The sequence below is a fragment of the Actinomycetospora sp. NBRC 106378 genome (assembly GCF_030269685.1).
Taxonomy (GTDB): Bacteria; Actinomycetota; Actinomycetes; order Mycobacteriales; family Pseudonocardiaceae; genus Actinomycetospora.
Window position 1 is genome coordinate 89,859 of sequence record NZ_BSTT01000005.1, and the last position, 14,393, is coordinate 104,251.

General features: G+C 78.0%; 3 protein-coding genes. 2 read left to right on the plus strand and 1 reads right to left on the minus strand.

The genetic code is table 11. From position 1 onward, the window contains the following. Nucleotides 1-14: 14 nt before the first annotated feature. Complete coding sequence (locus QSK00_RS13790) at nucleotides 15-1,406, minus strand: glycosyltransferase (protein ID WP_285591583.1); 1,392 nt, start codon at nucleotides 1,404-1,406, stop codon at nucleotides 15-17. 243 nt (nucleotides 1,407-1,649) lie between these two features. On the opposite strand from QSK00_RS13790, the gene QSK00_RS13795 reads away from it, so the two are divergent. Beyond that, entirely contained in the window at nucleotides 1,650-4,673 is a 3,024-nt protein-coding gene (locus QSK00_RS13795) for a type I polyketide synthase (protein WP_285591585.1), read from the plus strand. Nucleotides 4,674-4,719: 46 nt separating this feature from the next. Beyond that, complete coding sequence (locus tag QSK00_RS13800; protein WP_285591587.1) at nucleotides 4,720-14,370, plus strand: type I polyketide synthase; 9,651 nt, start codon at nucleotides 4,720-4,722, stop codon at nucleotides 14,368-14,370. The last annotated feature ends 23 nt before the right edge of the window (nucleotides 14,371-14,393 follow it).

A 14,393-nucleotide genomic window follows, 5' to 3' on the forward strand; every position in this document is an offset into this window, starting at 1 on the left:
CGGGCGCTCCTCGATCAGGCGGGGGCCGGGGCGTGGAGCCCGAGCACCAGGTCGGCGGCGGCCTCCCGGCCACCCGCGGCGTGCAGCAGCCCGGCGACGTGTTCGGCGCGGGCGGTGAAGGCGGGCTCGTCGAGCACGCGGACGAGCTTGTCGACGACGTCGTCGGGGTCGACGTCCTGCGGGTCGTCGAGGGTGAGGCTCACCCCGGCGTCGCGGCCGCGGACGGCCTGGTCGTCGCAGTCGACCCACAGCGGGCGGACGACGAGCGGCTTCCCGAAGTAGAGGCCCTCGTGGTAGCCGTTGCCGCCGGCGTGGGTGAAGAAGACCTTGACGGCGGGGTGGGCGAGCACGTCGAGCTGCGAGGGCAGCCAGCTCTCCACCCGCAGGTTCCCGGGTCGTTCCGCGGCCGGCGGCAGCATCGCCTGCTGGTCACGGGGGAGCTTCCAGAGCACCTGATGGCCGCGGTCGTCGAGCCGTCGGGCGACCTCGACCAGCGCCGCGACCTGCCCGCGGGTCAGCCGGGTGATCGTCCCGAAGCCCATGTAGACGACCGACTTCTGCGCGTCCAGCCAGTCGGTGAGCTCGTCGTCGCCGGGGCTCTGGGGCAGCGGCGGCACCATGGTGCCGACCAGCCGGAGCTTCGCGGGGAGATCGAAGGGATAGTCCAGCTCGGGCACCGAGTAGCAGAGCACGGCCTCGGCGTGGTCGATGCGCGCCATCAGCTGCCGCGCCTCGGGGGCGATGCCCAGCTCCGCCCGCACCTCGAGGTCGCGGGCCGCGACCGCCCGCATCCGGGGCCCGACGAACATCGCGAGGGTCCGCCACCGGAACAGCTGGTTGGCCAGGCGCTGCCGCAGGGTCATCCGCGCCGGGAGTCCCGAGTGCGGGACCGGGAAGCCGCGCGGGGTGTAGGACCGCGCGAACGGCACGTGCGAGGTCAGCACGTTGCTCGCGACGAAGGGCACCGAGAGCACGAACGGGATGCCGCGCGTGATCGCCACCTCGACCCCGAAGTCGCACATGCTCTCGACGACCATGAGCCCGGGCCGGACCTCGTCGACGATCCGTTCGAGCGCCCGGTACTTCGGGATGCGGGCCTCCGGGGAGAACGAGTGCTCGATGACGGCGCGGTGCGCCCGGAAGCGCGAACGCTGGGTCACCGCCGCGTAGGTCTCGTCGTCCCACGTCACCGCGGACATCCGGGAGACGGTCCCGCCGAGGGAGGCGAATTCCACCGGGGTGCCGACGCCGGCGGCGGTCACCTCGTCGCGCGCCTTCTCGTCGGCGGCGAACCACAGGTCCCGGACCCCTCGCCGTGACAGTTCCTCGGCCAGCACGAGCATCGGATTGAGCAGTCCGCTCTCCGCGTAGCTGACGAAGAGAACCGGACCCCGATCCTCAACCATGGACAGCACCCTCCCCGCGGTCGTGCGCCGCGCCGCCCCGCGTCGGGAACGGTCGCCGGCGCCGGGGAGACGGCGTGCGCCCCCCGTTGTTCCGGTGCGTTCCTTGGTCCCACGCGGGAGCCCCGGGAATCCCTAGTCCGTCCCCGACCCCGGCGGCGGGTTGTTGGGGAAAACCTCAGCCGCGGCGACCCTACGGTCCGGTCCATGCCAGTCCAGGGGCCGTCCGCCGGAGGTGGGACCGAGGTGACCGATCCGATCGCGGTCGTCGGGACCGCCTGCCGCTACCCGGGCGGGGTCCGCACGCCGGCAGACCTGTGGGAGCTCGTGCGTGCCGGCCGCGACGCGGTCACCGCGGCACCCGACGACCGGGGATGGGACACGACGACCCCGGTCCGGGGCGGGTTCCTCGACGGGGCCGCCGACTTCGACGCCGCCTTCTTCGGCATGTCCCCGCGCGAGGCGCTGTCCACCGACCCGCAGCAGCGTCAGGTCCTCGAGTGCGCGTGGGAGGCCCTGGAGCGGGCCGGCCTCGACCCGACCGCGCTGCGCGGCAGCCGGACCGGGGTCTACCTCGGCGTCAGCGGTCAGGACTACGGGGCGGTCACCCGCGACGCCGCGGAGGACCTCGGCGGGCACGCGCTGACCGGCCTCACGCCCGGCGTCGCCGCCGGCCGGCTCGCCCACCTGCTCGACCTGCGCGCGCCGGTGCTCACCGTCGACACCGCCTCCTCGTCGTCGCTGTCCGCGCTGCACCTCGCCGTGCGGGCCCTGCGCGCGGGGGAGTGCGACGCGGCGCTGGCGGGCGGGGTGTGCGTGATGTGCACCCCGACCGGGTTCGTGGCGCACGGCCGACAGGGTGGCCTCGCCGCCGACGGGCACGCCAAGGTCTTCGCCGACGACGCCGACGGCACGGTGTGGTCCGAGGGCGTCGGCGTGGTGCTGCTGGAGCGCCTATCGGTCGCGCGGGCGGCCGGTCACCCCGTCCTCGCCCTCGTCCGCGGATCGGCGGTCAACCACGACGGCGCCACCGACGGCCTGACCGCCCCGAGCGGGGACGCCCAGCGCGCGCTGGTCGCGCTCGCGCTCGACGACGCCGGCCTGACCCCCGCGGAGGTCGACCTCGTCGAGGCCCACGGCACGGGCACCCGCCTCGGCGACCCGGTCGAGGCGGCCGCGCTCGTCGCCGCCTACGGCCGCGACCGCGACCCGGCCCACCCGCTGCACCTGCGCTCGCTGAAGTCGACCCTCGGGCACACCCAGGCGGCGGCCGGCGTCGCCGGCCTGATCCTCACCGTCGAGGCCCTGCGCCACGAGCTGATGCCCCGGACCGACCACGTCACCGTCCCGACGACCGCGGTCGACTGGAGCGCCGGATCGGTCCGCCTGCTCACCGCCGAGGTCGCCTGGCCACGCACGGGACGTCCCCGTCGCGCCGGGGTGTCGTCCTTCGGGATCAGCGGCACCAACGTCCACGTCCTGCTCGAGGAGGCCCCGGCCGAGGTCGCGCCGGACGCGGCGCCGACCGTCGCGGGTGCCCCCGACGCCGCGCCGTGGCTCGTCTCCGCCGCCACCCCGGCGGCCCTCGGCGCACAGCTCGCGCAGCTCGCACGGCTGGGCGGCCGCCCCGCCCCCGCCCCGCGGGACGTCGCGTTCTCCCTGGCCACCGGGCGTGCCGGGCTGCCCCACCGCGCGGTGCTGCTGCCGGGCCCCGACGGTCACGTCGAGGAGACGCGCGGCACGGCGCGCACCCCGCGGGTCGCGGTGCTGTTCGCCGGGCAGGGCAGCCAGCGGCTCGGGATGGGCCGCGAGCTCGCCGCCCGGTTCCCGGTGTTCGCCGACGCCCTCGACACGGTGTGCGCCGAGCTGGACCCGCGTCTGGACCGCCCGGTCCGGGAGGTGGTCTGGGGCGACGACGCCGAGGAGCTGCACCGCACCGGTGCCGCCCAGCCCGCCCTGTTCGCGCTCGAGGTGGCGCTGTTCGCGCTCGTGACCTCGCTCGGCCTGCGCCCCGAGGCGGTCGCCGGGCACTCGGTGGGGGAGATCGCGGCCGCGCACGTCGCCGGGGTCCTCTCGCTGCCCGACGCCGCCGAGCTCGTCGCGGCGCGCGCCCGCCTCATGCAGGCCCTGCCCGCCGGCGGCGCGATGACCGCGATCGCGGCGAGCGAGGACGAGGTGACGCCGCTGCTCGGGCCGGACGCCGCCCTCGCCGCCGTCAACGGGCCCCACTCCGTGGTCGTCGCCGGCGCCGGCGAGGCCGTCGAGCGGGTCGCCGCCGAGCTCGCCGGGCGGGGCCACCGCACCAGCCGGCTGGCGGTCTCCCACGCCTTCCACTCACCGCTGATGGACCCGATGCTCGCGGACTTCCGGTCGGTGCTCGCCGGGCTCCGGTTCGCGGAACCGACGATCCCGGTGCTCTCCACCCGGACCGGGCGCCTCGCCGACCCGGCGCTGTGCACCGTCGAGCACTGGGTGCGGCACGCGCGCGACACCGTCCGCTTCGCCGACGGCGTCACGACCCTCGTCGCCGGCGGCGCCGACCTGCTCGTCGAGCTCGGGCCCGGCGGGACGCTCGCCGCCATGGCCCGCGAGACCCTCGGCGACGCGGGGGTGGACGTGGTGTCGGTCCTGCGCGCGACCCGCCCCGAGGAGAGCGCGCTCGCCGGGGCGCTCGGGCGCCTGCACGTCCTCGGCGTCCCGCTGGACTGGGACGCCTACTTCGCCGGCACCGGTGCCCGCCGGGTCGAGCTCCCGACGTACGCCTTCACGCGGACCCGCTACTGGCCGACGCCGGCCGGCGTCCGGGCGCCGCGGACCTCCGGCGGGCCCGCCGACCCGACGGACACCGCCGGCCCGGCCGACGGGGCCGACCCGTCCGACGCGGTGCGCGCCCGGCTGGCGGCGATGGCCCCGGCCGCGCGGGAGCGGCACCTGCTCGAGCTGGTCCGCGACCACGCCGCGGCGGTGCTCGGGCACCGGCGCACCGACGAGATCGGGCCGGCGGCCCGCTTCCGGGAGCTCGGGTTCGACTCGCTCGCGGGGGTCGAGCTCTGCGCCCGGCTCGTCGCGGCGACCGGCCTGCCCGTCCCGGCCACCCTCGCCATCGACTTCCCGACCCCGCAGCGGGCCGCCGCCCGGCTCGCCGGGCTGGCCGGGGAGGACCGCCCGGCCGCGGCCGGACGAGGAGCCGCCCCGGAGGCCGACGACCTGTCCGGTCTCGCGGTCTCCGACCTGCTCGACCTCATCGACGACGAGTTCGAGACGACCTGAGCGACGCGCTGCCCGCAGTTCGTGCGAGAGAAGTGAGGACGGATCGATGCCGGAATCCCGGAACGGCGCGCAGGAATCGCAGGAATCACAGGAATCGCCCGACCGCGTCGTCGAGTATCTGCGTCGGGTCACCGCGGACCTGCGTCGCGCGAAGGCGCGGATCGCGGAACTGGAATCGCGCGACGGCGAGCCGGTGGCCATCGTCGGGATGGGCTGCCGGCTGCCCGGCGGCGTCGATTCCCCGGAATCGCTGTGGGACCTGGTCGAGCGCGGCGGGGACGCCGTCTCCACCTTCCCGGTCGATCGCGGCTGGGACCTGGAGGCGCTGCGCACGGCCAGCGCGACCGGCCACGGCGGCTTCCTCGACGACGCCGCCCGGTTCGACGCCCCGTTCTTCGGGGTGTCGCCGCGCGAGGCGGCCGCGATGGACCCGCAGCAGCGGCTGCTGCTCGAGGTGTCGTGGGAGGCCCTGGAACGGGCGGGGATCCCGCCGACCGCCCTGCGCGGGACCGCGGCCGGGGTGTTCGTCGGCTCCTACTCGTGGGGCGCCCCGTCGGCCGGGGCCGGTCCCGAGCTCTCCGGGCACGCCCTCACCGGGACCGCCGCGAGCGTGCTCTCCGGCCGGCTCGCCTACACCCTCGGTCTCGAGGGGCCCGCGGTCACCGTCGACACCGCCTGCTCGTCGTCGCTGGTCGCCCTGCACCTCGCCGCCCACTCGCTGCGGACGGGGGAGTCGTCGCTGGCCGTGGTCGGCGGGGTGACGATCCTGCGGGACGCGGCGGCGTTCGTGGAGTTCACGGCCCAGGGCGGCCTCGCCCCGGACGGGCGCTGCAAGGCGTTCTCCGACGCCGCCGACGGCACCGGCTGGGCGGAGGGCGTCGGGGTCCTGGTCGCCGAGCGGCTCTCCGACGCCGTCGCCCACGGCCACCCGGTGCTCGCCGTGCTGCGCGGCTCGGCGGTCAACCAGGACGGCGCGTCCGACGGGCTCACGGCCCCGAACGGCCCGGCGCAGGAGCGGGTGATCCGCCAGGCCCTCGCCGCCGCCGGGCTGACCGGGGGCGACGTCGACGTGGTCGAGGCCCACGGCACCGGCACCCGCCTCGGCGACCCCATCGAGGCACAGGCGCTGCTCGCCACCTACGGCCGCGACCGCGCCGCCGACCGTCCGCTCTGGCTCGGCTCGCTGAAGTCGAACATCGGGCACACCCAGGCCGCCGCCGGGGTCGCCGGCGTGATCAAGATGGTGATGGCGCTGCGGCACGGCGTGCTGCCGCGCACCCTGCACGCCGGCGAGCCGACCGCGCACGTGGACTGGTCCGCGGGCTCCGTGCGGCTGCTCGGCGAGCCGGTCGCCTGGCCTGCCGGCGAGCGGGTGCGGCGTGCCGCGGTGTCGTCCTTCGGCATCAGCGGCACCAACGCCCACGCCGTGCTCGAGCAGGCCCCGGACCCGGCTCCGGTGCCGGCGGCCGCCACCGACGACGTCCCCGCCGGACCGGTGCCCTGGGTGATCTCCGGGCACACCGAGCCCGCCCTCCGGGCCCAGGCCGCGGCCCTGCACGCCGCGCTCGACGGGGCGGGGGACGGCACGGGGGACGGCGCGGGGGACGGCGCGGGGACGCCCCACCCGCGCGACGTCGCCCACGCCCTCCTCGCGACCCGCGCGCGCCACGAGCACCGGGCCGTCGTCGTGGGGGAGGACCCCGCCGAGCTGCTGGCCGGCGTCGCCGCGGTCGCGACCGGCCGGCCGTCCCCGGTGGTGGTGCGCGGCGCCGCGGACGTCGCGGGCCGGGTGGTGTTCGTCTTCCCCGGGCAGGGGGCGCAGTGGGTGGGCATGGGCGCCCGCCTGCTCGACGAGGACCCGGGCTTCGCCGCGTCGATCGACGCGTGCGCGGCTGCGCTGGCCGAGTTCACCGACGTGCCGCTCGTCGAGGTCCTGCGCGACCCCGACCCGGCGGCGCTCGACCGGGTCGACGTGGTGCAGCCGGCGTCGTTCGCGGTGATGGTGGCGCTGGCGGAGCACTGGCGGCGACGCGGGCTGGAACCGGACGCGGTCCTCGGCCACTCGCAGGGCGAGATCGCGGCCGCGGTCGTCGCGGGGGCGCTCTCGCTGCGTGACGGCGCCCGGGTCGTCGCGCTGCGCAGCCGCGCGATCGCGGGGTCGTTGGCCGGTCGCGGCGGGATGATGTCCGTGGCGCTGCCGGTCGCCGACGTCGATGCCCGCCTCGCCGGCCGGGCCGGGGTGTCGGTGGCGGCGGTCAACGGCCCGCGGGCGGTGGTGGTCGCCGGGGCGACGGAGGCCCTCGACTCCCTCGCCGCGGAGCTGGCCACGCAGGAGGTGCGGGTCCGGCGCATCGCGGTGGACTACGCGTCGCACTCCGAGCAGGTCGAGGACCTGCGCGCCGAGCTCCTCGACGTCCTCGCCCCGGTCGCCCCTCGCGCGGCGACGGTCCCGATGCTCTCCACCGTGACGGGGGAGTGGCTCTCCGGTCCGGAGCTCGACGGCGGCTACTGGTTCGACAACCTGCGTGGCCGGGTGCGGTTCGGCGACGCCGTCACGACGCTGCTCGCGCAGGGCCACCGGGCCTTCGTCGAGGTCTCCGCGCACCCGGTGCTCGCGATGGCGGTGCAGGACGCGATCGACGCGGCCGGGGTCCCGGGGGTCGCGGTGGGCACGCTGCGCCGCTGCCACGGCGGGTCCGCGCGGCTGCAGCTCGCCGCGGCCGAGCTCGCCGTCCGGGGCGTCGAGGTGGGCTGGGACGACGCGCTCCCCGGGCCCGGCGCCCCGGTCGCCCTGCCGACCTACGCCTTCCAGCACGAGCACTACTGGCCCTCGCCCGCCCCGGCACCGGCCGCGGACACCGCGGCACCGGCCGACGACGAGTTCTGGAGCGCGGTCGACCGCGCGGACCTCCCGACGCTGCGCGACGCCCTCGGCACCGACGCCGAGTCCGCCGCCGCGATCCTCCCGGGCCTGACCGCGTGGCGCCGCGCCCGGGCCGACCGCGCCTCGGTCGAGGCCTGGCGCTACCGCGTGGGCTGGACGCCGGTCACCCGGACCCGCCCCGCGGCCCCGACCGGCCCCTGGCTGGTCGTCGCCGGGACCGACGCGGGCACCGGGCCGGCCGGGGCCACCGACGCCGTCGTGGCCGCCCTGGCGCGCTCCGGGGTCGACGTGGACACCCTGCTGCTCGACGGCACCGAGGACGCCGACCGTGCGCACCTCGCCGACCGCCTCCTCGCTGCCGGCGCGGACCGCGTCACCGGGATCGTGTCGATGCTCGCCGAGGCCGAGGAGGACGACCGGGCCGCGCCCGGCGCCACCCGCGGGCTCGCCCTGTCGGTCGCGCTGGTCCAGGCCCTCGGGGACGCGGGGATCGGCGCCCCCCTGTGGTTCCTCACCCGCGGGGCCCTCGCCGCGACCCCGGCCGAGACCCTCACCGCGCCGCGGCAGGCGCTGGTGCTCGGTCTCGGCTGGACCGCCGCGGTCGAGCACCCGGAGCGCGTCGGCGGCACCGTCGACCTCCCCGCCGAGCTCGACGAGCGCAGCCTGGGCCGCCTCGCCGGGGTCCTCGCCGGTGGGACCGACGGGGAGGACCAGCTCGCGCTGCGCCCGTCCGGTGTGCTCGCCCGCCGCATCCTGCGCGCCCCGACCACCGCCGGCCCGGCGTCGCGCACCTGGAGTCCCCGGGGCACCACCCTCGTCACGGGCGGTTCCGGCACCCTCGCGCCCGACCTGACCCGCTGGCTCGCCGAGCAGGGCGCCGAGCACGTGGTGCTCGTCAGCCGTCGCGGGCCGGACGCCCCGGGCGCGGCCGACCTGGTCGCGGAGTTCGCGGGCTCGCCGACCGAGGTCACCGTGGCCGCCTGCGACGTCGCCGACCGCGCCGACGTCGCCGCCCTCCTCGACGGGCTGCGCGCGGACGGCCGCACGGTGCGCACGGCGATCCACACCGCGGCCGTCATCGAGCTCGCCGCGATCGCCGACACGACGGTCGCCGAGGTCGCCGAGGTCGTCCGCGCGAAGGTCACCGGCGCGGAGATCCTCGACGAGCTGCTCGACGACGACGAGCTCGACGCGTTCGTCCTGTACTCCTCCACCGCAGGCATGTGGGGCAGCGGCATCCACGCGGCCTACGCCGCGGGCAACGCCTACCTCTCCGCCCTCGCCCACGCCCGTCGTGCCCGCGGCGCGGCCGCGACGTCGGTGCACTGGGGCAAGTGGCCCGACGAGGCCGAGCGTGCGCTCGCCGACCCGCACCAGATCCGCCGCAGCGGCCTCGAGTACCTCGACCCGCCGCTGGCCCTGGCCGCGCTGCGCCGCGTGCTCGACGACGACGAGACCGTCCTCGGGCTGATGGACATCGACTGGGACGTCTACCACGACGTCTTCACCGCGGGCCGACCGTCCCGGCTGTTCGACGACGTCCCGGAGGTCCGCCGCCGGCTCACGCCCGCCTCCCCGGACGCCGTCGCGGCCCCCGCGGACGGTCTCGCGGGCCGGCTCGCCGGGCTCGGCGACGCCGAGGCGCGCCGCCTGGTCCGCGACCTGGTCCGTGCCGAGGCCGCCGCCGTCCTCGGGCACGACGGGGCCGACGCGGTCGGCGAGCACCGGGCCTTCCGCGACGCCGGCTTCGACTCCGTCACCGCGGTGGCCCTGCGCACCCGGCTCGCCGCCGTGACCGGTCTCGTGCTGCCCTCCACCCTCGTCTTCGACCACCCCAGCCCCGCGGCCCTCGCCGACCACCTGCGCGAGCTCGTCGGCGGGCCCGGTCCGGCCGCCGCCGGGCCGGTCCCGGCCCCCGTCGCGGCAGCGGACCCGGACGAGCCCGTCGCCGTCGTCGGGATGGCCTGCCGCTACCCGGGCGGGGTGAGCACACCGGAGGAGCTGCTGGCGCTCGCCCTCGACGGCGTCGACGCCATCTCCGCGTTCCCGACCGACCGGGGGTGGGACACCGCCGGGCTCTACGACCCCGACCCCGACCGGGAGGGCCGCACGTACGCCCGCGAGGGCGGCTTCCTGCACGACGCCGCGCAGTTCGACCCCGCCTTCTTCGGGATCTCCCCGCGGGAGGCCGTCGCGATGGACCCGCAGCAGCGGCTGCTGCTGGAGACCACGTGGGAGGCCCTGGAGCGGGCCGGGATCGACCCCGCGGCCCTGCGCGGCACGGCCGCGGGCACGTTCTTCGGCGCCACGTACGCCGACTACGCCGAGGTCGCCCGGACCGGCGGTGCCGGCACCGAGTCGCACATGGTCACCGGCACGGCCGCGAGCGTGCTCTCCGGCCGGGTCTCCTACCTGTTCGGGCTGGAGGGGCCGGCCGTCACGATCGACACCGCCTGCTCGTCGTCGCTGGTCGCGATGCACCTCGCGTGCCAGTCGCTGCGCAGCGGGGAGAGCTCCCTGGCCCTCGCCGGCGGCGCCGCGATCATGTCGACCCCGCAGGCGTTCATCGGGTTCGCCCGGCAGCGGGCGCTCGCGACCGACGGGCGCTGCAAGCCGTTCTCCGACGCCGCGGACGGCATGACCCTCGCCGAGGGCGTCGGCGTCCTCGCCCTCGAGCGGCTCTCCGACGCGCGCCGCCACGGCCACCGCGTGCTCGCGGTGATCCGCGGGTCCGCGGTCAACCAGGACGGTGCCTCCAACGGGCTGACCGCCCCGAACGGCCCGGCTCAGCAGCGGGTGATCCGCCAGGCCCTCGCCCACGCCGGGCTCGAGGGCGGCGACGTCGACGTGGTCGAGGCGCACGGCACCGGCACGGCCCTCGGCGACCCGATCGAGGCGCAGGCGCTGCTCGCGACCTACGGCCGCGACCGCGACGAGCCGCTGCTGCTGGGCTCGGTCAAGTCGGTCATCGGGCACACCCAGGCCGCGGCCGGCGTGGCCGGCGTCATCACCATGATCGGTGCGATGCGGGGCGGGCGGCTGCCCGCGACCCTGCACCTCGACACCCCGTCCACCCACGTCGACTGGTCGTCGGGCGCGGTGTCCCTGCTGCACGAGGGCCGGGACTGGCCGGCGACGGGGGACCGACCCCGCCGCGCCGGTGTCTCGTCGTTCGGGATCAGCGGCACCAACGCCCACCTCGTGCTCGAGGCGGCCCCGGCCGACGAGCCGCTCGAGGAGCCCCGTCCCGACGACGGCCGCCCGGTCGCCTGGCCGCTCGCCGCGGCCTCGCCCGCGGCCCTCCGGGACCAGGCCGCCCGCCTGGCCGCCGCCCTCGCCACGACGCCGGACCTCGGGCCCGCCGCCGTCGGCCACGCCCTCGCCACCACCCGGGCCGCGTTCGGGCACCGCGCCGTCGTCGTCGGCCGGGACCGCGCCGCGCTGCTCGACGGCCTCACCGCCGTCACCGGCGGGCAGCCGGACGCCGGGGTCGTCCGCGGGGTCGCCGAGGCCGCCCCGGCCGGTCCGGTCCTGGTCTTCCCCGGGCAGGGTGCGCAGTGGCGGGGGATGGGCCGGGAGCTGCTGGACACCTCGCCGGTGTTCGCGGCCGCCGTCGACGACTGCGCCGCCGCCCTCGCCCCGCACGTCGACTGGTCGCTGACCGCCGTGCTGCGCGGCGAGGTCGACCCGGCGCTCGCCGACCGCGTCGACGTCGTCCAGCCCGCGCTGTTCGCGATGATGGTGTCCCTCGCCCGCCTCTGGCGCTCGCACGGGGTCGAGCCCGCGGCCGTCGTCGGGCACTCGCAGGGCGAGATCGCCGCGGCCCACGTCGCCGGGGCGCTGAGTCTCTCCGACGCCGCGCTCGTCGTGGCCCGCCGCAGCCTGCTCCTGCCGCGCCTGTCCGGCGCCGGCGGGATGGTGTCGGTCGCCGCGCCCGCCGCCCGGGTCGCCGAGCTGATCGGCCCGTTCGACGGGGCGATCTCGGTCGCGGCCGTCAACGGACCGTCGTCGGTCGTCGTCTCCGGGGACGCCGCCGCGCTCGACGAGCTGCTCGTCGTCGCGCCGGCCGCGGGCGTCCGGGCCCGCCGGGTCCAGGTCGACTACGCCTCGCACAGCCGGCACGTGGACACCCTGCGCGACGAGCTGGACCGGGTGCTCGCCCCGATCCGGCCGCAGGCGCCGACCGTGCCGTTCTTCTCCACGGTCACCGGCGCCCGGCTCGACGGGGCCGCGCTCGACGCCGGCTACTGGTTCACCAACCTGCGCGGCACGGTGCGGCTGCAGGACGCCACCGAGGCCCTGCTCGAGGCGGGCCACCGGGTCTTCGTCGAGATCAGCCCGCACCCGGTGCTCACCGCTCCGGTGCAGGAGACCCAGGAGGCGCACGCCGCCGCGGCGGACGGGGCGCCCGCCGTCGTGCTCGGGACCCTGCGCCGCGACGACGGCGGCCCGGTGCGGGTGCTGACCGCCCTCGCCGAGGCCCACGTGCACGGGGCGACGGTCGACTGGTCGACCACGGTCCCGGCCGCCGGCCGGTTCGTGGACCTGCCCACCTACCCCTTCCAGCGGCGCGCCTACTGGCCCGATCCCGCCCCCGCCCCGACGGCGGCCGGGTCGGGCGACCCCACGGAGGCGGCGTTCTGGGACCTCGTCGAGAGCCAGGACCTCGCCGGGCTCGCCGACACGCTCGGCGTCCCCGCCGACGCCGACGCCGGCCCGCTGGGGGCGGTCCTGCCGGCCCTGTCCGCGTGGCGGAGCGCCGCCCGGGCCCGGTGGCGGGTCGGGGAGCTGTGCCACCGCGTCACGTGGACGCCGGTCACCCCCGGCCCGCCGGCCGCCGGCGGCACCCGGCTCGTCCTCGTGCCCGCCGCTCGGGCCGAGGACGGATGGGTCCGCGCGGTCCTCGACGCCCTCGGCCCCGACGTGGTGCGCTGCGACGTCGGGTCGGCGATCGACACCGGTCGCGCCGCGCTCGCCGCCCGGCTCGCCGACGTCGCCGCCGCGACCGACCTCGCCGCCGTCGTGTCGCTGCTCGCCCTCGACGACGCGCCGCGCCCGGAGCTGGGCGGCACCCCGGTCGGGCTCGCCCGCACCCTCGTCGCGCTGCAGGCCCTCGGCGACGCCGGGGTCGACGCGCCCCTGTGGTGCGTCACCCGGACCGCCGTCGCCGCCGCCGACGACGACCCGGTGACCGACCCGGCGGGCGGTGCGGTCTGGGGTCTCGGGCGCGTCGCCGCCCTGGAACACCCGGACCGCTGGGGCGGCCTGGTCGACCTGCCCGACGAGCTCGACGACCGCCTCCTCACGTCCCTGCGCGCCGTCCTCGCCGGACCTGCGGGGGAGGACCAGCTGGCCGTCCGCCGTCGCGGGGTCCTCGCCCGCCGGCTCGAGCACGCCCGTCCGGGCACGGAGCCGGGCACGACCCCGGAGCCCCGCCCGGCGACCGGCCCGCGGTCGGTCCGGATGGGGTGGGGCACCGTCCTCGTCACGGGCGGCACCGGCGGGATCGGGGGCCGCGTCGCCCGCTCGCTCGCCGAGCGCGGCGCCCGGCACCTGCTGCTGACCAGCCGCCGCGGGGAGGACGCCCCCGGGGCCGCCGCGCTGCGCGCCGAGCTGGAGGCGCTCGGCGCCCGCGTCACGATCGCGGCCTGCGACGTCGCCGACCGGGGCGCCGTGGCCGCGACGCTCGCCGCCGTCCCCGCGGAGCTCCCGCTGACCGCCGTCGTCCACGCCGCCGGGGTCGCCGACGGTGACGCCCCGGCCGCCGGGCTCTCCCTGCCCGCCCTCGACGCGCTGCTGGCCGCGAAGATCGCGGCGGCCCGGCACCTCGACGAGCTCACCGAGGGCGCCGACCTGGAGGCGTTCGTGCTGTTCTCCTCGGGCGCGGCGACGTGGGGCAGCGGCGGGCAGGCGGGCTACTCCGCGGCCAACGCCTACCTCGACGCCCTCGCGGCCCGCCGCCGCGCCGACGGTCGGACGGCGACCTCGATCGCCTGGGGGACGTTCGGGGAGGTCGGGATGGCGGCCGACCCGGCGGTCCACGAGCGGCTGCACCGCCAGGGGGTGCTCGCGATGCCGCCGCAGGACGCCGTCGACGCGCTGTGGACCGCGGTCGACGCCGACGAGACCGCCGTGACCGTCACGCGGATGGACTGGGACGTCTTCGCGCCGGCCTTCACCGCCGTGCGGCCCAGCCCGCTGCTCACCACGATCCCCGAGGCGGTCGCCGCGCTCGCGGCCGACGCGGACCCCGCGACCGAGACGACGGACGAGGTCCCCGCCCTGCGCCGCACCCTCGAGGGCCTGCCCGCCGCCCAGCGCCGCCGCGCGCTGGTCGACGCGGTGCGCGCCGAGGCCGGGGCGGTCCTCGGGCACGAGGCCCGCGACGCCGTCCCTGCCGGCCGCGCCTTCCGCGACGTCGGGTTCGACTCGGTGACCGCGGTGGAGCTGCGCAACCGGCTCCGTGCGGCCCTCGGCCTGGCCCTGCCCGCGGCACTCGTCTTCGACCACCCGACGCCGACGGCGCTCGCGGCCCACCTGGGGACGCTGCTCTTCGGTGATGCGGAGGCCCCCGACGAGCACGCCGACGACCCCGACGCCGCCGTCCGCGCCGTCATCGCCAGCGTCCCCGTCGGGGCGCTGCGCCGGGCCGGCCTGCTGGACCTGGTGCTGCGGCTCGCCGACACCGGGACCGGCGCCGGGACCGCCGACCCCGCCCGCGACGAGCCCGCCCCCACCGGCGGCACGGACTCCCTCGACGACCTCGACGCCGCGGCCCTGCTGCGGCTGGCGACCGAGACCTCGGCGAACTGAGCCGGGAGAGCTGGAGCACACGC

Coding starts and splice junctions, on each gene's coding strand:
- QSK00_RS13790 (WP_285591583.1), bottom strand. CDS start 1,406: ATGGTTGAGGATCGGGGTCCGGTTCTCTTCGTCAGCTACGCGGAGAGC.
- QSK00_RS13800 (WP_285591587.1), top strand. CDS start 4,720: ATGCCGGAATCCCGGAACGGCGCGCAGGAATCGCAGGAATCACAGGAA.